This window comes from Microbulbifer variabilis, from assembly GCF_052467165.1.
On the sequence record NZ_CP174301.1, the window covers coordinates 3,496,261 to 3,520,094 of the forward strand.

19 protein-coding genes are annotated in these 23,834 nt (G+C 48.1%); 14 read left to right on the forward strand and 5 right to left on the reverse strand.

Going from position 1 to position 23,834, the window contains the following annotated elements; all coding sequences use genetic code 11:
• Positions 1 to 46: 46 nt before the first annotated feature.
• Both ACJJIP_RS15610 and ACJJIP_RS15615 read right to left on the reverse strand, forming a co-directional pair.
• Positions 47 to 850, reverse strand: coding sequence for a putative RNA methyltransferase (locus ACJJIP_RS15610; RefSeq protein WP_020412241.1), 804 nt, complete (start codon positions 848 to 850; stop codon positions 47 to 49).
• Entirely contained in the window at positions 847 to 2,481 is a 1,635-nt protein-coding gene (locus tag ACJJIP_RS15615; protein ID WP_444902072.1) for a GMC family oxidoreductase, read from the reverse strand. Before ACJJIP_RS15615 ends, ACJJIP_RS15610 begins: the two co-directional genes overlap by 4 nt.
• Before the next feature lie 83 nt (positions 2,482 to 2,564).
• On the opposite strand from ACJJIP_RS15615, the gene ACJJIP_RS15620 reads away from it, so the two are divergent.
• From ACJJIP_RS15620 to ACJJIP_RS15630, 3 genes are all read left to right on the forward strand, one after another.
• The gene (locus tag ACJJIP_RS15620) at positions 2,565 to 3,260 is read left to right on the forward strand and encodes a class I SAM-dependent methyltransferase (RefSeq protein WP_444945533.1); all 696 of its coding nucleotides are present in this window, start codon (positions 2,565 to 2,567) and stop codon (positions 3,258 to 3,260) included.
• Positions 3,261 to 3,679: 419 nt separating this feature from the next.
• On the forward strand, positions 3,680 to 4,168 hold the full coding sequence (locus ACJJIP_RS15625) for a hypothetical protein (RefSeq protein ID WP_444945534.1): 489 nt from the start codon (positions 3,680 to 3,682) through the stop codon (positions 4,166 to 4,168).
• A gap of 76 nt (positions 4,169 to 4,244) precedes the next feature.
• The gene (locus ACJJIP_RS15630; RefSeq protein WP_020412237.1) at positions 4,245 to 4,736 is read left to right on the forward strand and encodes an RDD family protein; all 492 of its coding nucleotides are present in this window, start codon (positions 4,245 to 4,247) and stop codon (positions 4,734 to 4,736) included.
• 6 nt (positions 4,737 to 4,742) lie between these two features.
• Here ACJJIP_RS15630 and lptG read toward each other — a convergent pair whose 3' ends face one another.
• Positions 4,743 to 5,804 (reverse strand): LPS export ABC transporter permease LptG, encoded by a 1,062-nt coding sequence (gene lptG / locus ACJJIP_RS15635; RefSeq protein ID WP_444945535.1) that lies wholly within the window; start codon positions 5,802 to 5,804, stop codon positions 4,743 to 4,745.
• Positions 5,791 to 6,927, reverse strand: a complete 1,137-nt coding sequence (lptF, locus tag ACJJIP_RS15640) for an LPS export ABC transporter permease LptF (protein ID WP_020412235.1) — start codon at positions 6,925 to 6,927, stop codon at positions 5,791 to 5,793. The genes lptG and lptF overlap by 14 nt, the downstream gene beginning before the upstream one ends.
• 189 nt (positions 6,928 to 7,116) lie before the next feature.
• On the opposite strand from lptF, the gene ACJJIP_RS15645 reads away from it, so the two are divergent.
• The 5 genes from ACJJIP_RS15645 (at position 7,117) to ACJJIP_RS15665 (ending at position 13,699) form a co-directional block, all read left to right on the forward strand.
• The gene (locus ACJJIP_RS15645) at positions 7,117 to 8,583 is read left to right on the forward strand and encodes a leucyl aminopeptidase (RefSeq protein ID WP_020412234.1); all 1,467 of its coding nucleotides are present in this window, start codon (positions 7,117 to 7,119) and stop codon (positions 8,581 to 8,583) included.
• 111 nt (positions 8,584 to 8,694) lie between these two features.
• Positions 8,695 to 9,117 carry a DNA polymerase III subunit chi gene (locus ACJJIP_RS15650; RefSeq protein WP_020412233.1) on the forward strand — a complete coding sequence of 141 codons (423 nt, stop codon included), beginning with the start codon at positions 8,695 to 8,697 and terminating at the stop codon, positions 9,115 to 9,117.
• Positions 9,118 to 9,141: 24 nt separating this feature from the next.
• Complete coding sequence (locus ACJJIP_RS15655; protein WP_444945536.1) at positions 9,142 to 9,966, forward strand: hypothetical protein; 825 nt, start codon at positions 9,142 to 9,144, stop codon at positions 9,964 to 9,966.
• Positions 9,967 to 10,114: 148 nt separating this feature from the next.
• Positions 10,115 to 12,889, forward strand: a complete 2,775-nt coding sequence (locus ACJJIP_RS15660; protein WP_444945537.1) for a valine--tRNA ligase — start codon at positions 10,115 to 10,117, stop codon at positions 12,887 to 12,889.
• A 165-nt stretch (positions 12,890 to 13,054) separates the two neighbouring features.
• Entirely contained in the window at positions 13,055 to 13,699 is a 645-nt protein-coding gene (locus tag ACJJIP_RS15665; RefSeq protein WP_444945538.1) for a DUF4304 domain-containing protein, read from the forward strand.
• Positions 13,700 to 14,146: 447 nt separating this feature from the next.
• Here the strand turns inward: ACJJIP_RS15665 and csrA are convergent, their stop codons facing one another.
• Entirely contained in the window at positions 14,147 to 14,335 is a 189-nt protein-coding gene (gene csrA / locus ACJJIP_RS15670) for a carbon storage regulator CsrA (protein WP_020412229.1), read from the reverse strand.
• A 931-nt stretch (positions 14,336 to 15,266) separates the two neighbouring features.
• Between csrA and ACJJIP_RS15675 the strand changes: the two genes are divergently transcribed.
• The 6 genes from ACJJIP_RS15675 (at position 15,267) to ACJJIP_RS15700 (ending at position 23,166) form a co-directional block, all read left to right on the forward strand.
• Positions 15,267 to 15,965, forward strand: coding sequence for a hypothetical protein (locus ACJJIP_RS15675; protein WP_444945539.1), 699 nt, complete (start codon positions 15,267 to 15,269; stop codon positions 15,963 to 15,965).
• A 51-nt stretch (positions 15,966 to 16,016) separates the two neighbouring features.
• Positions 16,017 to 18,224 (forward strand): AAA family ATPase, encoded by a 2,208-nt coding sequence (locus ACJJIP_RS15680; protein ID WP_444945540.1) that lies wholly within the window; start codon positions 16,017 to 16,019, stop codon positions 18,222 to 18,224.
• Between the two features lie 697 nt (positions 18,225 to 18,921).
• On the forward strand, positions 18,922 to 19,365 hold the full coding sequence (locus tag ACJJIP_RS15685; RefSeq protein WP_444945541.1) for a hypothetical protein: 444 nt from the start codon (positions 18,922 to 18,924) through the stop codon (positions 19,363 to 19,365).
• Between the two features lie 201 nt (positions 19,366 to 19,566).
• Positions 19,567 to 20,040 (forward strand): GIY-YIG nuclease family protein, encoded by a 474-nt coding sequence (locus tag ACJJIP_RS15690; protein WP_444945542.1) that lies wholly within the window; start codon positions 19,567 to 19,569, stop codon positions 20,038 to 20,040.
• Between the two features lie 823 nt (positions 20,041 to 20,863).
• Positions 20,864 to 21,676 (forward strand): DUF2971 domain-containing protein, encoded by an 813-nt coding sequence (locus ACJJIP_RS15695; protein ID WP_444902081.1) that lies wholly within the window; start codon positions 20,864 to 20,866, stop codon positions 21,674 to 21,676.
• Between the two features lie 1,145 nt (positions 21,677 to 22,821).
• A complete protein-coding gene (locus ACJJIP_RS15700) occupies positions 22,822 to 23,166 on the forward strand; it encodes a hypothetical protein (protein WP_444902083.1) in 345 nt (114 codons plus the stop codon).
• The last annotated feature ends 668 nt before the right edge of the window (positions 23,167 to 23,834 follow it).

Consider the following 23,834-nt stretch of genomic DNA (forward strand, 5'->3'; position numbering starts at 1 on the left):
CGAGCTGCAGCCATGGGAGAAATCATTTCGCTACCCTAAGTAAAACCTACTTACGCTTGATAAAGCGGCGCACAATAAAGTCGGCTTCCAGAACCAGGCTGTCCTGTTGCTCCAATTCTGCACGGGCCTCTCGGCAGCCTTTCCAGGCAAAGGGGGTCATGGCGAGAAAATCGGTAATCGCTTCGTGCCCCTGCAACTTAAAAGGAAAGCAACAGCGCATATCCACCTCAGGGTAAAGTTCCTCAACCAATTTTGGCGCAGGGTGTTTACGTGGCTCTTTATATAGCTGGCCTTTTAGGGTCCAGAGGTGGTCCGGTCCAGGTGAAACATCCAACAGCTGCCCCCCCACTTTTAACACCCGCAGCATTTCTTCATCCGGGGCCGGCGCAAAAATGCGTAGCAAGTCATCTACGCTATTCGAGGATACCGGCAGGTTGACATTACTGGCCACAATAAACTGGGCGCCACTATCAGATTTAGCTGCCATACGCACGCCGGACTTTGAAATATCCACACCAGCCAGGGCATGACCATGCCACCCAGCGGATTCCAGTTGGCGTAAGTAATATCCCTCTCCACAGCCAATATCCAAGAGTTTACGACCTGATTTCGGTGGCAACAGCGCTGCAATTGCATCTACTAATGGGCGGTAATAACCCGCCTTGAGAAATCGGCGCCGCGCGCGCAACATCTCAGCTGAATCTCCCGGTTCCTTACGACGCTTGCGATAAACCGGTAACAAATTAACGTAACCTTCCCGTGCTCGATCAAAACTGTGCCGGTTACTGCAGTGCCAGGTTTCTTTTCCCAGCGTCAACGGCTTTGCACAGAGAGGACATTGCCAAATCATTCAACTTCCTGAACTTGAGTATTCTTCATCATTGATGGCGGCGTACGCTGCAAGATCAGATCCGCCGCCTTTTCTGCAATAGCGATCACCGGCGCATTGGTGTTGCCGCTGATCAGGGTGGGCATTATGGAGGCGTCCACAACTCTCAGTCCATCTACACCATGCACTTTTAGCTCAGCATCGACCACCGCAAGATCATCATTGCCCATCTTACAGGTTCCCACCGGGTGATAAATTGTCTCGGCATGCTGACGAATATAGTGCTTGATAGAAGCCTTGTTGGTGAGCTTTTGATCGGGCAACAACAACCGTTTCTGATAGCGCAGCAAATCTTCCTGGTTAATGATGTCCCGAGACATCTCGAAGGATTCCACCATCACCTGCATATCATCTGGTTCGCTTAGGTAATTTGGCTGGATACTCGGCAGCGCCTTGGGGTTCTCAGTATTGAGGGTGATTTCCCCACGGCTTTTAGGGCGCAATGCACATGCATGCATCGTGTAACCATACCCAGACTGTTTAGTAAGACCGTGATCAAAAGATGGCACTGCAGTGAAGTGAAACTGTATATCCGGGCAGCCATTAGCCAAGGTTGAACTGGCGAAGCCCCCAGCTTCAGCAACATTACTGGTTAATGGCCCGCGGTTCAGGAAGAACCACTCAGGCGCGCGCGTAGCGTGCTTCAGTTTCGCCCACAAGTCATTTGCAAAAGTGACTGGGGCCGAGGTTTTCACTACCTGGGAAATATCCAAATGGTCCTGGAGGTTCTTCCCTACCCCAGGCAGGTGATTCTGCAGCAGAATATCAAACTTCCGCAGTTCCTCCTGGGGGCCAATACCTGAGAGCAATAGTAGGTGCGGAGACTGAATCGCCCCAGCACAGAGTAAAACCTCCTTATTTGCCAGGATCTTTTTGCCGTTGAGCAACTCCACCCCCACTGCCCGATCGCCCTTCAACATGAGGCGCGCTACCGGGCTGCGGGTCAATACCCTTAAATTGGGACGTTTCTTGACTGGATGCAAATAAGCCGCAGCGGCAGAACAGCGGCGCCCATGACGTTGGGTTACCTGGTAAAAGCCGACTCCACTCTGCTGGCTGCCGTTAAAATCATCATTTAACCTGTGTCCGAGAGATTGTGCTGCCCGCAGGAATGCCTGTCCCGACTCAGTCTTCCATTTCAGATCGTTAACTGAAAGCGGACCATAGCCACTGTGATGGGCATCGCTACCACGCTCATTACCTTCAGACAGAAGGAAATACGGCAGCATACTACGCCAACCCCAGCCCGGGTTGCCGGCAGCTTCCCAGGCATCATAATCTTCACCATTACCGCGAATATAAACCATCGCATTAATAGAACTACTGCCACCCAGGGTGCGACCACGAGGCCAGAACAGGCGACGTTCGTGCAGGTGTTCCTGGGGTTCTGTAAAGTGATGAAGGTTGTAACCGGTCCCGGAAAGCAGCATACCTATCCCCAGGGGCATGGAGATCAGTGGGCTGCGATCTGGAGGGCCCGCCTCCAGCAGGCAGACCCGATGTTGCTCATCAGCACTCAAACGGTTAGCCAATACACAGCCGGCGGAGCCGGCACCTACGATCACATAATCAAACACCATTTGAGTGGACATGGGACCTCAGCACCTTTGCAGCTGGATTTGTCATGACGGTACACTCAACCAGAAAGAAATTACATAGACGAAAAGGATCAAAGGTGAAGGATTACGAGTTCAGTGATAATAAAATCCTGCAAAGCTGGCACAAAAATGCTGGGGAGTGGGTGAATGTTATTGATCGAGCGGCTATTCCCAGTCGGGAGTTAATCACCAACCGCGCCATTATCGAAGCTATTTTGGCGCACAACCCTACAAATGTCCTGGATGTCGGCTGCGGCGAAGGCTGGTTGGCCCGCAACTTGGCAGCTAAAAACATTGATGTCTACGGTATAGATGCCGTAGCCGAACTCATTACAGAGGCACAGCATCGCAGCGGGAATTATCAACAATTCCTGACAACCAGCTATGAAGATCTGGACACGAAAGCCTTGGGGCAAAAGTTTGACCTGGTGGTGTGTAACTTCTCGCTGATCGGTGAATCGGCAACGGAGGTTTTTTTCCAGAAAGCTGGCAGCCTACTCAACCCTGGAGGCCACTTGCTGGTCCAGACATTACATCCTTTGATTTCTTGCGGAGAGCAGGATTACACAGATGGCTGGAGACCCGGCACCTGGGAAGGGATCGAAGGGAATTTCGAAGAGGCCGCACCCTGGTACTTCCGCACCATATCAAGCTGGGTTGATCTGTTTACCCAAAATAACCTGATACTGCTCTCCCTGAAGGAGCCCCTCAATCCCACAACCGGACTTCCAGCCTCACTTATCTTGTGCGGCCGGCGAACAACCACTTTGTAGTGCCCTGAGCAAACAAGCCAACAATTACTCTCTGTGGAAAAGTGGCATTAAAAGTTCAGTATAGAAAATTATTACGCCAAGCTGCGGTTTTAACCGATCTGGGTCTTGGTAGACCCATGGATATTGACCCATAACTCAAGATCAATTTTTCATTAGCATTAATCTGGCAATATCAAAAAAATAATAAAAAAACATTGGCGTCCTGCTGCTCACATCTGCGACTGCTTGGACAAAAATGGAAAAGTGTCCAGTTAATGCGGCCTGCAGAAAATTAACCGTCAATCCCCGACTGTCCAGTAAGTGAAGTTGTAAGAGCCGCCTATTTTATAAGGGATAACGCTTTGATTTGGGTGTCCCATAATAAATTTAACGACCGCTTACGGCGTCCCGATGAGAAGTAACACCCTGGGGTAAATCGAATGGTACTCTGCAACTTCAGAATCAGACAGGGAAAGACCTTACCAACAACTGTGGGATTGCTCCTGCTTCCCGCCTGCTGCTTCTGCTCCGCTGATGACTTATTTATCCCCGACTCCCAACAGGCCCTCAATTTACAATCCGGCAATCTTTACTTCTCCGATAGCGCCTTCGCTATGGGCAATGCAGACCTTCTCCAAGCAGCAGATTTCCTCCGCAGCAACTCCATGAACAGTACGCAGAGGCGTCTTAACTACCAATGGCTGAAGATGCATACCTACCCTTCTGAACACCGACCAACTACCGGAGGCAAGGCCCTGGTCAAAATCCTGAAAATGGGTTTTGAGACCTATAAGCAACGTAATAAACGCACAGCCCGGAACAGCCTACTGCGCTATACCACCAACCGCGGTAAGATTGGCAACTCTGTCGATTATGGGTTTAGCCTCTCAAACGACAAATTCAAAGTCTCCTTCGAGTACGAATTCTAGTACTGGCAAGCGGCCTTTCCTTGCATAGCTTCAGGTTTGTTAGAATCTCCGCCATCTGAATTTGGCGGAGATTGCCGTGAGTACCTCAAATACCCCAACTACCTTCCCAGAACTACCTATAGCCGGTGTTGGACGGCGCCTTGCGGCCCTGATGTACGATTTGCTGATCCTGATGGGGCTAATGATGGTCTATGGCTTCGTCGCCTTACCTGTCGCATCGGCAATTGGAGGTCTCAACTGCCAGCCGGAAGCCATGGATTACAGTCCTTGTGTGGGCGGCCCGATTTACCAGTTGGGTGCAGTTGCGGTCATCGCAGGATACTTTTTTTGGTCCTGGCGTGTAGCTGGGCAAACTGTTGGTATGCGCGCCTGGCGTCTCATCGTAGCCAATCCCGATGGCGTCCAGCTTTCATGGCGTCAATGTATCCTGCGTGCTGTAGTGGCACCAATATCATTGGCATGCCTTGGCCTCGGCTATTTTTCCGCTTGGGCCAGGTCTGATAAGGCCAGCTGGCACGACCTGATATCTGAGTCCCAGGTGCGCCTGCTGCCCAAAAAGAAAAAGTGATTCGCTTCAGCGGGCGCGCTTAAGTAGTAACCACCCCACTATGAAGCACAGAATTATGGGCACCACCACGGCCAGTAGTGGTGGGAAGCCAAAAACCAATGAAGATGGACCAAGCATATCCTGCACTGTCTGGAAAACAATACCGACAATAATGCCGGTAAAAACCCGTAACCCCGTGGTTACCTCGCGCAAAGGCCCAAAGATAAAGGAGATCGCTACCATCACCAGGCTGGCAATGGTGAGTGGTTGCAAAAGCTTTTTCCAGAACTGCAGCCAGTAGCGACTGGAATCCTCGTCCTTGCGATCGAGAAAGGTACCATAGGACCAGAGATCTCTCGGGGATAGGTCTGAGGGTAGCGGTACAATGAGCGCAAAAAGCTCTGGGGAAATCTCGGCATTCCAGCTACTGGTCGGTACCAGTTCACTCTGGGTATTCTCCGCTGAAAAGCTGGTAATACGACTGTTTTCCAACTGCCATTTATCCCCTTCGAACTGCCCACGCTCAGAAAACTCTACGCGGTTAAGCTCCTGGTCACTGTCAAAGTGATAGCGGGTTATTCCGTATAGTTCGCCATCCGGCAGGGCCGCGTTGAAATGCACAAATTCCCCGCTGTCTTTCAGCCAAAGACCACTCTCCAGGCCGGTGGCCTCCAGTTCTCCGAGCGCGCGGGCACGGTTGTTCTCAGCAATGACATTTGTCTTGGGAATAACAAATTCGGCCAGTGCCAAACCAATCAGGATCAGCAGGATAATCGGCTTCATCACAGCCCAGGCAATACGCCCGATCGATACTCCAGCAGCGCGCATAACCGTCAACTCGCTGGTTCCGGCTAAAGTCCCCAGGCCAACCATACAACCAACCAGTGCGGAAAAACCTAACTGCTCATAAATCCGTGCGGGAAGCTTCCACAAAACATACTGCACTGCCTCCGCAAAGCCGTAGCCTTCCTTGAATTCTCCCAGTTGATCGACAATGGCAAATACAATATCCAGCCCGAGGATAACAAGAAGTACCGCACCCACTGCCAGGGCTATGGTTCGACCAATATACAGATCAAGCCTTAGCATTTGTCGCCTCCCCTACTCCTTCTGGGCGCAACTTGGGTTTGCGCCGCCAGTTCCTCATAGCCAGCAACAACAAACCGATCAATAGGAACGGCGGATGCACCAGCCAAATCACAGAGGGGTTGGCAAACTTGCCGTCCTCAATGGCACCACGAACGCCCTGCAGAGTTACCAGGTATATCAGGTAAAGGAGGATCGCAGGGATCATCTTGGCAAAGCGCCCCTGCCGGGGGTTTGTTCGGGATAAAGGGACAGCCAACACGGCGACCACTAGCACTAAAACTGGAAGGCTGAAGCGCCAGTAGAGGAATGCCTTCTCTTTGGGGTCATCACTCTTTAATAGCTGCAAGGTGGGTGCTGATTCCATCTGGTCACGCCAACGATTGCGCAATTGAGGAACCTCGAGCAGCACCTCATAAGTGTCAAACTCCATCTGCCTGTACTCACGCTGCCCAGGCACCCCTGCATAACGATAACCATCGCGCAACACCAAATAACGCAACCCTGTCTCAGGGTCGACTTGCTGCACACCCTCGCGCGCACGGGTCACCACTTGGTGGTTTGCCTGTGTCTCCTCCTCAGTCGCACCCAACTCAGCCAGGAAAACATCCTGCATTGTGGACTTATCCTCACTAAGGGACTCAGCGTAATAGACTGCACGACCGCCACTGGTGGAGATAAATTTCTTTGGTATCAGGTGGTCGAACTCGTTGCGGGCTTTCTCAATATTGAGCAAGTTAGTAGAGCGTGCCACACCTGCAGGAGAGAAATACAAGCTCATGGAAGCCACGACCAGAGCCACCATCAATGCTGGAGCCAGGGTATACATCAGCAGCCGCCACTCGCTGAAACCACAGGCATGCAACACTGTCATTTCACTCTCAATGTACAAGCGACCGTAGGCGAGCAGTATCCCAACGAAAAGCCCCAGGGGCAGCACAAGTTCAAGGAACCCCGGCAGACGGAACCCCATCAGGGAGAAAAGAATATTAGCCGAGATATCACCCGCGGCAGCCTCCGCCAGGTATTTAACAAATCGGCCACTCATCACCATTAAAAGTAAAACAGCGCTGACTGCCAGCGTGGCAAACAGCAGCTCACGGCAGAGGTAGCGGAAAATAATCACAGGGCGAACGTATTCCTTGGTGACAGCGGTGTGATGAAATCTGGACTCAAAATGAACAAGTTTCCCACCGACTACAGCATTCCAAAGACGGGCAGGTTAAACTTGTGCGACGCATTATCACTAAAAATTCTTGCTATGTCTCGGCTCAGAGCCATGCAATCTTTTGTCAGATTTTAAGGAAAGCTAAAAATGCAGTTCTCCGCCAAGGTTTTGGATATCACCAAACAGCGCACAGCCTGCTCCATTATTTCGGCAGATGCCAAAAACAGCCTTACCCACAGTGGAAAAAGCCTAGATAAACTCACCGGGGGAGTGATTGGCAAAATCCTCAAGCGCGGTGACCTCGGCACCAAGCCAGGCAGCACCCAACTGATTGACTTGATCGAAGGTCCCAGTGATCGCGTACTGGTCGTTCGTGCCGGCAAGGGTGCTCTCACCCAGGCTGAATTCCGCAAGCTGGCCACGACCAGCGCTACAGCGGCTAAAAAGTTCAAGGACGCCACTTCTTATCTGTGTGAACTGGATGTAGACGGTGCAGACAAGTCCTGGCAAGCACAGCAAATTGCAATGGCAGCCGGACTTGCCACCTACCGCTTCACCCAGTGCCAGACTGACGCAAAGCCCTATCCCTTGAGCAAGTTCACGGTACACGGCCTGGAGCGAAAGCAACTCAAATCTATTCAATCTGGAATCGATATCGGGGCAGCCCAAGCAATCGGTAGTAATGTAGCCCGTGAACTGGGCGATATGCCAGGCAACATCTGTACCCCCAATTACCTGGCAAGTGAAGCTCGTGCATTGGCCAAAAAACACACAAAGCTCACTACCACGGTCCTTGATGAAAAGAAAATGAAAGCCCTGGGCATGGGTGCCCTGCTGAGTGTTGCCAAGGGGAGCGACCAGCCGCCGGCCTTGATTGCCATGAACTATAAAGGTGGTAAAGCCAGTGACAAGCCGATTGTACTGGTCGGCAAGGGCATCACTTTTGATAGCGGCGGCATCAGCATCAAGCCCGGCCTGGCTATGGATGAAATGAAGTACGACATGGGTGGTGCTGCCAGTGTCTTCGGCGTGATGAATGCACTATTAGAGCTGAAGCCATCGATCAATGTTGTGGGTATGGTTGCTGCCGCAGAGAATATGCCCAGTGGCGGCGCCAGCAAGCCCGGTGACATTGTGACCTCAATGTCAGGTAAAACCATCGAGATCCTGAATACCGATGCCGAAGGCCGCCTGGTACTCTGCGATGCCCTTACTTATGCCGGCAAGTACAAACCCCGTGCTGTTATTGATATCGCTACCCTGACTGGTGCCTGTGTTATTGCCCTTGGTCACCATGCAACAGGCCTGTATGCCAATAACGAAAAGCTCGCTAAAGAGCTGATCAAGGCCGGCGAGACTACCGGAGACCGCGCCTGGCAAATGCCTCTGTGGGATGAATATCAACCCTCGCTGGACTCCAACTTTGCCGATATGCAAAACATTGGCGGCCGCGAGGCGGGCTCTGTTACTGCCGCATGCTTCCTGGCGCGATTCACCAAGGATTACAACTGGGCACATATGGACATCGCAGGTAGTGCCTGGAAGTCTGGCGCCGCCAAAGGCGCTACAGGCCGCCCGGTTCCACTACTAGTTGAATACCTCCTGGGCAAATAAGCGCTAAACGCGCACAATAGCCGCCCACTTTACGGTGGGTAGCTGATAGGACGGCTCCGGTGGGGGCCGTCTGTCGTTTCTGCATGGACAAGAATTTCACCGGCGCCCTCGATGACTCGAATCGACTTTTATATCCTTTCATCCGACCAGCCCCAACAAGCGGATATTTTCGCCTGTCGCCTTGCGGAAAAGGCTTACCGCAGTGGGTTGCGCGTGCTGGTTGCCGTCGATAACCGGGACCACGCCAGCCAGATCGACCAGCTATTGTGGACTTTTCGCGAAGACAGCTTTCTCCCACATGCTGCTCAAAGCGAAGAGCAGCACTCAGCCATTGAAATTAATAGCGGGGAAGATCCGGGAACTCACCATGGACTGCTGATTAATTTATGTAGCAAAGTGCCCAAGTGGTTCAGCCGCTTTGAGCGCCTTGCGGAGATAGTTGTACAACATCCAGATACACTGCAGCGTTCACGATTACGATTTGGTCACTTCCGTGATCGTGGATATCCGTTACAATCCCATAAGATCAACTAAGGCATGTAATTACTCACTACCGCTATGTCCGGTCGAAAGAACAAACACAAGCAGCGCGGACAACAACGCAAGCAGCCCAGCGAATTGCTCAGCGAGCTCAGTTCGTTGCACGACCTCCTGAATAGCGACGACCTGGACGAAATTCCCCTGCTCAATCAGGTAGCCGGCCCTCACGGGCAAGGCACTCCCCAACAGACACCAGGGCCCCGATCCCAGGTAGAGGTCCCCACCCTTACTGCCGAGCCACCATCGGATCTCCCTTCATCAACAGACTCTATGTCTCAGCAGCAATCAGCCCCTACTATAGAGGAGGATGCCCTGGATACGGCGGATCTGCCTATTCTATTCTCGCCGGTGGAAGAAGTTGCCCCTTCAGAGTGCGAAATGCAGCTAGCTGAGTCCGACCTGGCATTGCTGCGTCCACTACAGGAATTGCCCCCAACTGAGACTGAAACCGAGGTGACAGATCCTGAAGCGACTGGCAGAGGGATAACTGAAACTGCGAAGCAAGCTCAGGTAGAGAGCAGCCCCGCCCAGGAAAACCCTTTCTTGCCTGCCCATATTCGTGCGCGCCTCACTGGTGGCAAGGTTCCCACCGGTGTAGACCAGGATGCCCAAAGTCCAGAGCCGGTAGACCCCGCCAGCGCAGGTACACGCACTCAGGCCCTGGCAATGGCCCAAGCCATTACTGAAGAAGGGGAGCCTGCCGACCAGCTGGAGCCAACCGAGAAGGAACGGCAGCGCCAGGCCCTGATCGAACAGTTAGTTGCACAGCAATTGCCACAACTGGAGAGGCGGTTGCGCGCACAGATAGAAAAAGTCGTCGACGAGCTGGGAGTCTGGGACTAATAATCATTAAAGGCGAAACCTGCCTTTTGCCCACCAGACCCCCAGCGGTATAATTCCCGCCTTTTCCGCGCAGCCCGAGCAAGCACCAGACTATCCTGAGCCAAAACGCTGTGCACGCAGTCAGTTAAACACAAGGTTTCCCGCCCGCATGGACAAGACATACCAGCCCAACGCCATCGAACAGCAGTGGTACAAAACCTGGGAGGAGAACGGCTACTTCAAGCCTTCCGGGGATACTGAGGCCAAGCCCTACAGCATTATGATCCCGCCGCCGAACGTCACCGGCAGCCTGCATATGGGCCACGGTTTCCAGGAGTCCATCATGGACGCCCTGATTCGCTACCATCGCATGCAGGGAGACAACACCCTGTGGCAAGTGGGCACCGACCATGCCGGTATCGCCACCCAGATGGTGGTAGAGCGCCTGCTGGGCGCCGAAGGCGTATCCCGCCACGACCTGGGCCGCGACAAGTTTATTGAGAAGGTCTGGGAGTGGAAGGAAGAGTCCGGCGGCACCATTACCCGCCAGCTGCGCCGCCTCGGCGCCAGTCCCGACTGGTCCCGCGAACGCTTCACCATGGACGACGGCTTCTACAAAGCAGTGCAGGAAGTCTTTATCAAACTGTATGAAGACGGCCTGATTTATCGCGGCAAGCGCCTGGTGAACTGGGACCCGAAATTCCACACTGCGATCTCAGACCTGGAAGTATTAAACGAAGAGAAGCAGGGCCACCTGTGGCACTTCCGCTACCCGCTCTCCGACGGCTCCGGCCACTTGGTAGTTGCCACTACCCGCCCGGAAACCATGCTCGGCGATACCGCCGTAGCCGTACACCCGGAAGACGAGCGCTACCAGCACCTGATTGGCAAGACCATCAAGTTGCCCCTCGCGGATCGCGAAATTCCAATTATTGCCGACGAATACGTCGACCGTGAATTCGGCACCGGCTGTGTAAAAATCACCCCAGCCCACGACTTCAACGACTACGAAATGGGCCAGCGCCACAACCTCGAGATGATCAACATCCTCGATGCCGACGCCCACCTGAACGACGCAGTGCCGGAAAAATACCGGGGCATGGAGCGCTTTGCCGCGCGCACCCAGATTGTCGACGACCTGGACGCCCTCGGCCTGCTGGAAAAAGTAGAGCCCCACACCCTCAAGGTACCCCACGGGGACCGCTCCGGCGCCGTGATCGAGCCCTGGCTCACCGATCAATGGTACGTAAAAACCCAGCCCCTGGCCGATGAAGCCATCGCCGCCGTTGAAGATGGCCGCGTTGAGTTCGTACCGAAAAACTACGAAAACATGTATTTCTCCTGGATGCGCGATATCCAGGACTGGTGTATTTCCCGCCAGCTGTGGTGGGGTCACCGCATCCCCGCCTGGTACGACAACGACGGCAATGTCTACGTTGGCCGTAGCGAAGAGGCAGTGCGCGAGAAGCACAACCTGGGCACCGATATCAGCCTGCGCCAGGACGACGACGTACTCGACACTTGGTTCTCCTCCGGCCTTTGGACCTTCGGTACCCTGGGCTGGCCAGAAGATACCGAAGAACTGAAAGCCTTCCACCCCAGCTCCGTACTGGTCACCGGCTTCGATATTATTTTCTTCTGGGTTGCACGCATGATGATGCTGACCCTCTACTTCAAGAAGGAAGTACCGTTTAACACCGTGTACGTGCACGGCCTGGTGCGCGACAACCACGGCCAGAAGATGTCCAAATCCAAGGGCAACGTGATCGATCCTATCGACCTGATCGACGGTATCGACCTGGAGAGCCTGGTAGAGAAGCGCACCTCCGGCATGATGGTGCCGCACCTGCGCGAGAAGATCGAAAAGCAAACCCGCAAGGACTTCCCCGAAGGGCTCGAAGCCTACGGTACCGATGCCCTGCGCTACACCTACTACTCACTGGCATCCACCGGCCGTGACATCAAGTTTGATGTAGGCCGTATCGAAGGCTTCCGCAACTTCTGTAACAAGATCTGGAATGCCTCCCGCTACGTGCTGCAAAACTGCGAAGGACAGGACTGTGGCCAGGACAACAGCAGCGACTATGAACTGACCATCGCTGACCGCTGGATTATTTCCCAACTGCAGCGCACCGAAATCACTGTACGCGAAGCGATGGATACCTACCGCTTCGACCTCGCCTCCCAGGCCCTGTACGACTTTGTCTGGAGCGAGTACTGCAGCTGGTACCTGGAGCTATCCAAACCGGTACTGTGGGACGACAACGCCTCCGACGCAGTGAAGAAAGGCACCCGCCGCACCCTGATCCGCGTACTGGAAACCATTTTGCGTCTGGCCCACCCGCTGATGCCGTTTATCACCGAAGAAATCTGGCAGCGTGTAAAAACCCTCGCCGGTGCTGAAGGCGATACCATTATGTTGCAGCGTTATCCAGAACCTAACAAGAATAAGATTGATGAAGAAGCGGAAGCGGCTGTTGCCTGGTTGAAGCAGGTTATTGAAGGCGTGCGTAATATTCGCGGTGAAATGAACATTTCCCCAGCGAAGAAAATCCCACTGATCCTGCGCGGCGGTTCCAGCCGTGACCAAGAACTGCTGGAGCAAGCCCGCAGCCTGCTGATCAAACTGGCCAGCCTCGAAGAAATTACCTGGCTGGAAAGTGGAGAAGCTGCACCCGCCTCTGCCACTGCCCTGGTAGGCGATATGGAATTGCTGGTACCCATGGCCGGCCTGATCGACGTTAAAGCCGAGAGCGCCCGTCTACAAAAAGAGATTGATAAACTTTCCAAAGAACTCGCACGAGTCGAAGGCAAGCTCAACAATCCCAAATTTGTGGACAAAGCCCCCGAAGCCGTTGTTGCCAAGGAGAAGGACAAGCTCGCGGAAATGAAAGGTGCTCACGAGCGTCTGCAGCAGCAGCTTGAGGAAATCAGCAACCTTTAATGGTTCTGATAATCCGCTCTGGTGAAGAGCGGATCTGATTTAAAAAAGGGGGCTCTGCCCCCTTTTTTTGATATAAATCAAGCAACCCCTTCTTGCCCTAGCGCCTTTCGATTTTCCAACAACTCCAGAACCTGAGTATGTGCTCAATGTTATATGTAAAAGAAGATGAATCACAATAAACTAATTACGCAAAAAGCTAGAGAAAACCTTAAGCCTTTAGGATTTGTACAATCCGGTAAATCTCGAATCTGGTATAAAGACAACGGTTGGTGGTCTGTAGTAGTTGAATTTCAACCCAGCTCTCACACAAGAGGCACTTATGTAAATGTGTCTGTTAGTCATTTTTTCTATGAGTCGGCCGGCTGGGCTTTTCATATACCTAATAGACTTCCCGGTTTTGCAAACGCAGAAGATGATTCTGATTTTGAACATAAAGTCGATAAGATAACTATAGAGGCAGCAACCTTAGCCTCACACCTTTTAGAGAAATATAAATCTGTAGAAGAGTTTATTTCATGGTATTCCAGAGATGAACGTCGCTCTATATGGGATGATTATTATTGCGGTTTATTTAAAGCCCTTTCAGGTAATCTAGATGAGGCTAAGTGTTACTTTCAAAACATATGCGACTCCAAGTATGATCGCACTTGGGAAGATGCTGTTCAGCGCAGGGCTGGTGAGTTTGTATTCCTCCTAAGTAATCCAGATGCGTTCAAAAGCTCATTACAAGGCATTGTATCAAGGACTAGGAACCTAATGTACCTTAATGACTACAAAGAAGGTGAAATAGTTCTACCATGGGCATCGTAACGTATAATCAGTTTAGGTTTGGGATGTGCTAGACGTGCACCCAAACTAAAGGTGTAATAAGTATTAATTTATGAACTCGATTCATCTGGAAGGCCCACGATTTTATAGTCAGGAGGATGAAGACCTCTTTTTTCGATGCATCTATAACATGCCAGGTTACAAGGGTGTAAAAGGTAGGGGTACAGTGCTCACGATCATTTTCTCTGATCAAATTTCCGCTGAAACACATGGCCTAATTAAGGCGCTTTGCGCGAGATGGGAAACAACTATATACAGGTAAGGAAACTCATCTCACACCGTATTTATAACAAGTGGCTCAAGTCCCCTCCGACCACAAATAGCGTGGCCACCTCAGAACGCGCTAGCGCGCCTCCAGCAAGACTTTAACCCTATCGCCCGACAGACTGTGCACGCAACGCACGCCCTTGCTTCGCGCGTTCCGAAATCTCAACCACCTCCATCCCCCAACACCCTCTCCTTTTGCAAACGTCTATAGATTTCCTCACGGTGAACGGGTAGAGATTTGGGAGCACGTATGCCTATCTTTACTTGATTACCCTTAACTTCCAATACCGTAATTGAGACGTTAGCTCCAATCCGTAAGTTTTCACCCGTCCGGCGCTTTAAGATCAACATAATTGCTTCCTATGAATACTCAAACCATACGTAGACCTCCCTTAATGGAAGGATTTGAAAGTAACTTTTAAGGAAAGCAAGGTGGGGCGCGAGAACGGTAGGCATAGAGGTAAAAAAGGCAGACGCAACGCTTCCAGAGCCAAGGTACATGCCCCAACCTGCTGAATGAACTCCACTTTATTGAAGACGAGCGGGTTTCTAGCGTATGATCCATATAGCCATTTTGATAGGTCGATTATCAATTTGGTTAGCTGGCCCTAGGTGTTCCACCACCTTGGGTCAGCGCCTTTTACTTACTCTTACGTCACGCTACCGTTCTCCTTTGAGGGAATGGTTTTTAGGAAATTATTGATTCTCTCGAATCTCTTTGGTCATCAGCCTTTTGTAGGCTGTTCAATGACGACCCAAATACCGATAAATATCCACCGATTTTACGCAGCTTTGACACTAAAACAAACTGAATAAAATCCAATAAGATTATTTTTGTGCCTATATTTTTGGTGGTTCACGCTTTGAAAAGTTTCGGTTACGTATAAAAATGGCCGTTAAGGCTGGTATTCTTCCTCGCCTTTCACTTTGGAACCCAGAAACAATAGATTGCCCCTAGTAGTCTCATTTTGCTGCTTTTGTATACAGCCTGTTGTTTTTCTGTACTCTCTATTTCGAAGATCAAGAGTAACCGCACATGTTCACAGTAAAAATAAAATTAATTTGTTGATTTTGAATGGTTTACGTCTGTGATCAAAGGCAGCAAAACATCAGGATATAATGCAGCCGTAATATATCTACTAGACTAATTCCGCATCGGTGCAGGCTAACATACTGGTTTATATGTTTTTGCTGGCTAGGGGGGGTCTCCTCTTGGGATATATTGACTGGTGATATAATGCGGCTGCTTTTGAATACGCTGTTAGCTTTCAAGGAGAGATCGGTGCAGTTAGCTAAATTAGATTCGATATTTAGAGAAATATGGGAGCATGACGGAAAACCTAAAGAAAAAGGTAAGGCTTATCTTAATCCGTTTCAAAAATGGACTTTTTGGTTAATGTTTAGCTTCTTTGGCGTTGCCATATTAGTGGCTTTATCTACAAAGGTAGAAGTATTTTATTGGCAAAAACCAATTGCACTAATTCTTGTTTTGTTGGCGCAAATAACAGGGCTTTCGTATCAATTATCATTTGTATTTGAAGCGTTTAAAATTTTTAAATTACCCACTAGGCATTTTTTAGAGCCGATTACTGAGTCTTCAGTAAGAGATTTTGAGCTAGCGGACTCTTTTTCGAGGTTTACAGAATCGCAGCTTTATTACGCTAAAGAAAGGCTGTCTCTAGAGGGAAAACATATGCGCTCTCGTATCAGCCTCTTAGTAGGAGCATTAGATAAGGTGGGAATCATCCCCGTACTTGTTGCTTGGATTTTAGCATCGTATAAATATGTGACGGATGGTTCGATTGCTTTTGAACAAATTGACTGGTTGGTTTACGGGCTTCTGGGACTATATTTAGTGATGCTACCTATTCTATTCTTTGTTCATAAACTAGAAAGATATTTACTCTTGGTAAATACTGCAATAGAAATAAAAGCTAACAAGTCAAGCCAAGGGACGCAGCAAAACTGCGCCCTTGTTTGATGCGTTATAGGGCTGACTAGTCTGCGAGATCAGTAACGGAAAGGGACAGTAATGGATAAACTAAAAGTAGAACTGTCAAATTGCTATGGCATTTCATCATTTGACGAAGTTTTCGACTTTACAAACGATCGTAATCAAGCCAAAGCGTATGCTATATATGCGCCAAATGGGCTAATGAAAACATCTTTCTCTAAGACTTTTGAAGCTCTATCAAGAGGTGAGCTACCGAAGGAAGAGCGCTTTAATCGAGAATCTAATTGTGTCGTCGAAGCTGACGACTCAGAGTTGCAGAAGGAGCGTATATATGTTCTTAAATCTGAAATAGATATTGCTTCAGATAATGATGCAGTCACCAATATCCTGATCAATGAAGAAAGTAAGTCAAGGTACGATTCATTGGTCGCAGAGCTAACCAGGATTAAATCTAAGCTAATATCTTCTCTGCAAAAGAAATCAAAAGTTAAGAAATCCGATCTAGAAAAAAAATTAATAACAGATTTTGATAATAATGACTTTATTCAGTGTATTAAACTAGCTAGCAACTTCGTTGTTGATGGAGATCTAAGCAACTTTGCGTATGGTGAGATATTTGAACCAAAAGCTGCAGCTATTCTAGAAAGCCAAGAATTCACACAGAAGGCAGATGAATTTAATAGTAGATATCAAGAGCTATTTGATAAAGCTGGATCAATATATAAGAGAGGCGTCTTCAACCCAATAAAAGCAGACAGTTCATTTTCAACTTTGAAAAAAAATGGCTTTTTCGAGGGTGGTCATAAAGTTCATCTCCTAGGCGACGAGCAATCAATTGATCACGATCAACTTCAGGAAAAAATAAGGGTTGTTCATGAGTCTATTGATGGTGATGAGGAATTAAAAAAAATTAGAGATAGCCTAGCAAAGAACGCACAAACTCAATCACTTGCAGAGCTTTTCGAGAAGCTGTCTGCAGAAAATGTTGAGTATCTATTGTCCAAACTAAAGAAAGAAAACCAGCAAGAGTTTAAAACTATGCTTTGGGCATCCTATGTTCAAAGTTGCGAAGAAACTAACAGCCTTATTTCTACTTACGACGAAAATAAGGAAGAGATAGACGAAATAGAATCGGCGGCGGCGACAGAAGCTCCAAACTGGTCAAGAGCTATCGAGCTCTTTAATGATAGATTTGTTGACATGCCATTCACTTTATCTCTATTTAATCAGGCTGAAGCCGCATTAGGAAAAGAGAGGGCAAAGCTAAAGTTTACATTTAAAGATGGAGAAGATCAGGTAGACTGCACAAGAAGCCAAGTAACGTCACTTAGCCAAGGTGAAAAACGTGCACTATATCTTCTAAATTTTGTCTTTGAAGTAGAGGATAGAAAGCGTGATCAAAGGGAAACTCTCTTTGTTATTGATGATGCTGCAGATTCGTTTGACTATAAAAATAAACATGCAATAGTCCAGTATTTAGAGGACATTTCTGATACGAGCTATTTCTCACAAATTATTCTTACCCACAACTTCGATTTCTTCAGAACACTGGCAAACAACTTTGTTCATAGAAATCGCTGCATGATGGCAAATAGGAGTCGTAACTCTATAGATTTATCAAAGGCCGAAGGCATAAAGAACTATTTCGTGAATATTTGGAAACGGCAGATAGAAAATAATGAATTTGTATTGTGCGCCACAGTGCCTTTTACTAGGAATATTATTGAGTATACGAAAGGCGAAGCGGATGCTGACTATTTAAAATTAACAAGTCTCTTGCATTGGAAAAGTGATACTGCACAAATTACAGTCGGTGAGTATATAACTATTTACAATGATGTTTTTGGAACACAGCACTCCACTAATAACAACAAGCCGCTTATTGATCTTCTATTTGAAAAAGCTGATGAAATTTCAGACAGAGATGAACATGATGGTCTTAATCTAGAAGATAAAGTTCTCTTATCTATAGCCATTCGTTTGAAGTCTGAAATATTTATAACAAATGAACTAAGAATTATCAAATCTGACAGCAACTATTGGTGTCAGTCATTTAGCCAGTTTGGTGCGCTAATCAAAGAATATTCAGCTGAACAACCCACAGGTGAGGCGATCAGAAGTTTAGAAAAAGTTAGTATCACTGTTAGCTCAAACATTCACCTAAACTCATTTATGTATGAGCCAATACTGGATCTTACTATTGAACATTTGATTGCTTTATATACTGAAATCAAACAATTAGAGCTGTCTGAAAATATTGTACAAGAAACTGAAGAAGCCCTATAAATCGGCTTGCCGGTAGTTTCTAGCTACCGGCCCCCACACCACCCTTCGTACAGGTCCGCAATGAACCTCTACCCAATGGTAGTGTCGAGTAGTTCTTCATTTGAGTTGGCTGTCATGGCAGTGCTCCACCTCAACTTATTCCGACTAAAAACATATCGGTAGGCTAGCCCTGTCTTTTAAATCATGGATTTTGTGTTCAGGCTTTCACCCTGTCCAAGATATTCATCTTGGCATTTGGCTACTACACCACCGGCTGACTTCTGTTGAATCACCTCAGCCATTACTGACCGAGGCGTTGCTGTGCCCCACCACTTTGTCTATCCTCGCTATGGTGGCTAGCGGGTTGGGCCTACTTATGAGTTAGAGGCCACACTGACAGCTTCACAGCAGCAAGCTAAACGGACCTCCCTAGATAAGAACGTGAACTTTCACTACACAGCTGCATCATTGACTCTGCACGTTAGATCACCCAGCTTCGGTGCCCCTGGCCACTTCGCCTCCAGACTGAGCCTTATAGGATGTTTCGGTCCGTCAGCTCATAGCTTTACTAGCCGCTTCCTCCCCACAAGCCCCCCAGTGTTGCAGTTGCCATTCGCTAGTAGTTAGCATTTAATGGAACCCATTAAATGGTGATCCTCCTACTGGGGACTTTCACTCCATTAGTCCACACTCATGCTGGCGGCGTTAGCAAATAAAAATGAGCAAAGATTTCAGTGAAAATTGGATCGGGCCCTTCATGATAAAGAAACTGCTTGATCAAAGTACTGACGATGGCTATTCCAAGCCACCGGAAGCTGGCGGTGTATACGTGGTTTCCAGAAAAAACTGGGATGATTTTCCCGACTCCAAATGTATACCGCTTTACGTTGGTAGTAATACCGGAAAATCACAACGATTCAGAACCAGAGTGGGAGATCTATTGGCTGATACTTTTGGGTTCTTCGGTAAAAGTACTGGGCATAGCTCTGGTGGTCGTTCTCTCCATTATTGGTGTATAGAAAACCAAGTTAACCCAATGAACCTATACTTAGGTTGGGCAGAAAATTGTGAATGTCAGCGATGCTCAGAGATCAAGTGGTATCAAGAACTAAATCCGTCATTAAATAAAGTAAAGCCACCTTGGTGTAAAATTCATGGCTAATAAATCATGCGAATCGGGAAACTTAGAGCATTGCTCAAAAACCGCAATGCTCTAAGTTGCTGATTCACTCTGCGATATTTGCCCGATAGACTTATTGTTCAGTGCGGAATGGTGTTTTACTCCGCATACCATTTGAATAATGGTGCAGCATGAACAAGCTAGTAGCCCGCCAGGTTAACAGGTATCATTAAAGAGATTGCTATGAACTTTATAGATTGGATCGGATCTCCAAAAATAAAAGAACAAAGCTTAATTACCAATCCAGATTTAGTTATTGAAACAAATAGCTTGGACCCAGCAGCTAGAGATTGGGAGAATTTAGAGTATCTATTTAAAAATATCCCTGTTGGAAAAAGAAAGGGCTGCTACTTATTCTTCGACAGTTTCGGAGATAATGAGAAGAAGGAGATCATCCCTATATATGCAGGAAAAAGTGAAAACTTGAGCAAGCGATTGTATTCACACTGGTCAAGCAATACTAACAACTTAGAGAGATTTAATGAGGAATCAAACGATTTTGAGGGTATGAGCAGTGATTTATATGAGTTTACAGGATGCCAATTTCTAGATGGGAAGTCTAAGGTAGCAATTTGGCTTATCAAAGATAATAGAGCTCGTATGTTATACGAGCATAAAATTATTGGTATATTACAACCACTGTACAACCGTGGATAGCTTAAATTGGGTAGCCTGTAATTTCTAGCTAGCGGCCCCCACACCATCCATCGTGCGGGACCTCAATGGGCGGTTCCCTATCCGCAATGAATCTCCATCCAATAATAGTGTCGAGCAGCTCTTCATTTGAGCTCAGTATCATGGCAGTGCGCTACCTCAACTATAGCCGACTGGACATATATCGGTAGGCTAGCCCTGTTTTTTTAACTCATGGATTTAGGGTTCAGGCCTTCACCCTATCCAAAGTATTAATCTTGGCATTAGGCTGCTATGCCGTTGGCTGACTTCTGTTTAATCACCTTGGCATTACTGACCAAGGCGCTGCTGTGCTCCACCACTTTTATCTATCCCCGTGGTGGTGGCCAGCGGGTTGGGCCTACTTATGAGTCAGTTGCCACGCTAACAGCTTAGCAGCAGCAAGCTAAACAGGTCTCCCCAGATAAGAACGTGAACTTTCACTACACAGCTGCACCATCGACTCTACCCGCTAGATCACCCAGCTTCGGTGCCCTTGGCCACCTTGCCTCCAGGCTTGACCTTATAGGATGTTTCGGTCCGTCAGCTCATAGCTTTACTAGCCGCTTCCTCCCCACAAGACCTCACGGTGTTGCAGTTGCCATTCGCTAGTAGTTAGCATTTAATGGAACTCATTAAACGGTGATCTTCCTACAGAGGACTTTCACCCCATTAGTCCACACCCATGCTGGGTGTACCAAGTTACTGCATCCAACCACCTTCACTCCGCATGCTTTGTGCTGTACGCTACGCTAGCACAAAGAAGATCCATTTTGGCAACAGATGAACAAAGCGTTGAGTGAGCGAGATGAGTGAAAAAATTCCAGAGCGGATATATAAATTTGAAGATTTTAATATTCAATCTATTAAAAATCTGAAATCTCATACGATCTATTTTGGTTCACCCAAGAATTTTAATGACCCTTATGATTGCGCAATCCGTGCAGAAATAGTGGAACCTACGGAAGAGCAAGTTACAACATTGAAAAATTATTATTTACAACATAAAGAAACTTCTGAGCAGGCAAAAACTGAACTAACAAGAATGAATAGCACAAGTTTTAAGGCGCTTATTGAACGCAGTGCTAGATCTGCATCTAACATGCACGCGGAAAAATTTATCAATGAGAATGGGGTTTCATGTTTTTCAGAGACAAATGACGACTTGTTGATGTGGTCTCACTATGGAGGAAAATATAAAGGCTTTTGTCTAGAGTTTTCTACTGGAAGTAAGCCTTTCAACAAGCTTCGTAAGGTAAAATATAAAGAATCTATGCCAAAAATTGATCCCACATCAATATTAATTAATAGCGACTATGATCAGTTTTTAGATCTTTATTGTACAAAATCGAAGAGCTGGGAATATGAGAAAGAGTGGAGGGCATTGCATCATGTCGCTGGTACCGCTTTTACTTATCCATCGGAATCATTGCGTGGAATATACTTTGGACCTGATATAGACAATGTGTCCTTAGAAATATTATGCCTCATTATACAAGGGCAAAATCCAGATGTTTTATTTTATAAGGGCAAAAGAAATGATGAGAAATTTAAAATTGAATTTCAGCAATTTACATATACTAGTCATATCGAAGCGAAGCGCCAAGGGCTTATCACCTAAATCGGGTAGCCGATAGTATCTAACTACCGACCCCATACCACTCATCGTGCGGATCCGCAATGGCCGGTTCCCTATCCGTAATAAATATCTATCCAACGATAGTCTCGAGCAGCTCTTCACTTAAGTTAAGCGTCATGGCATTGCGCTACCTCAACTTTATCCAACTGGAAACATATCGGTAGGCTAGCCCTGTCTTTAAACTCGTGGATTTAGGTTCAGGCCTTCACCATATCCAAGGTATTAATCTTGACATTGGGCTACTATGCCATTTGCTGACTTCTGTTTAATCACCTTGGCCATTACTAACCGAGGCGCTGGTGTGTTCCACCAATTTTTCTATCCCCACGATGGTGGCTAGCGGGTTGGGCCTACTTTTGGGGCAGCGGCCACGCTGACAGCTTTACAGCAGCAAGCTAAACAGATCTCCCCAGATAGGAGAGTGAACTTTCACTACACAACTGCATCATTGACTCTACCTGTTAGATCACATGGCTTCGGCGTCCGTAGCCACCTCACCTCCAAGCTAAGCCTTATAAGATGTTTCCGTTCGCCAGCTCGTAGTCTTGCTAGCTTCTTCCTCCCCATAAGACCTCACCGTATTGCAGTTGCCATTCTCTGGTAGTTAGCATTTAATGGCACCCATTAAATGGTGATCTTCCTACAAGGGACTTTCACCCCATTAGTCCACGCCCATGCTGGGCGTACCAAGTCAAATCTGCGCCGGTATTTGAGGCGTTACAAGGCAACCAAGATTTATCTATGGGATTAATAGAAGCAATACTTTTAGGTATCCAGTTTAAGAGACTACAAAAGCCTTTGGTGTTCTTTTCTATGCTAATTGGTCTCATTGCATTCAGTATTTTCGGTATAGCTATATTCGGTGCGCTAGTTACTGAACTTATATCTACGGATAAAGAGTTTACCTTCGAGCTAGTCGGTGCCAGTTTTGGCCTACTTGCCATAATAGGTATCTTTTTTGGTTTGGCCTGGGTATGTGGTTATTTATTAAAGAGGTGCTTCGAGTAACGCCGTATAACAAGTTGCACAAGTACACTCTGGCCGCAAAAAGCGTAGCCTCCGCGGGACAGCCTACACTGTGTTTCGGCTGCCGTTTAGCAAACCTTATGAGTACTGAGATTTAAAGCATGGAAACTGTTACTTGCTATAGGCCCACCGGCGAAAAAGAGTTAGAACTGGTTAAGGAATCGGGCTATAAAAAATGGCCCCCTCGTTTGCCAGAACAACCAATTTTTTATCCGGTTACAAACGAAGAATATGCCATTGCCTTAACACAGTGGAATATCACCGATTTCGGTGCAGGCTACGTAACCAAATTTGAAGTGGTTAAGTCCTTCATGGAAAAATACCCCATAAAATGCGTGGGTGCTAAGTCACATACTGAATGGTGGGTGCCCGCTGAAGATCTGGAAGATCTCAATAGAAATATTGTTGGGAAAATCGAGGTAATAGGTGAATACCGAAACTCATAAATCCGGTAGCCGGTAGTTTCTAGCTACCGGCCCCCACACCACCCATCATGCAGGTCCTCAATGAGCGGCTCCCTATCCGTAATGAATCTCTAACCAACGACAGTGTCAAACAGCTCTTCATTTGAGTTGAGTGTCATCGCAGTGCGCCACCTCAACTTTATCCGACTAGAAATATATCGGTAGGCTAGTCCTGTCTTTCAACTCAAGGATTTAGGTTCAGGCCTTCACCATGTTCAAGGTATTAATCTTGGCATTAGGCTACTATGCCGCCGGCTGACTTCTGTTGAATCACCTCAGCCATTACTGTCCGAAGCGCTGCTGTGTCCCACCACTTTTGTCTATCCCCACGATGCTGGCTAGCGGGCCGGGCCTATTTATGAGTCAACGGCCACGCTGACAGCTTCACAGCAGCAAGCTAAACAGCTTTCCCCAGATAAGAACGTGAACTTTCACTACACAACTGCACCATTGACTCTACCCCTTAGATCACCCGGCTTCAGTGCCCCTAGCCACCTCGCCTCCAGGCTAAGACATGTATGATGTTTCTGTCCGTCAGCTCATAGTTTTGCTAGCGGCCTCCTCCCCACAAGACATCACGGTGTTGCTGTTGCCATTCGCTAATAGTTAGCATTTAATGGAACCCATTAATGGTGATACTCCTACAAGGG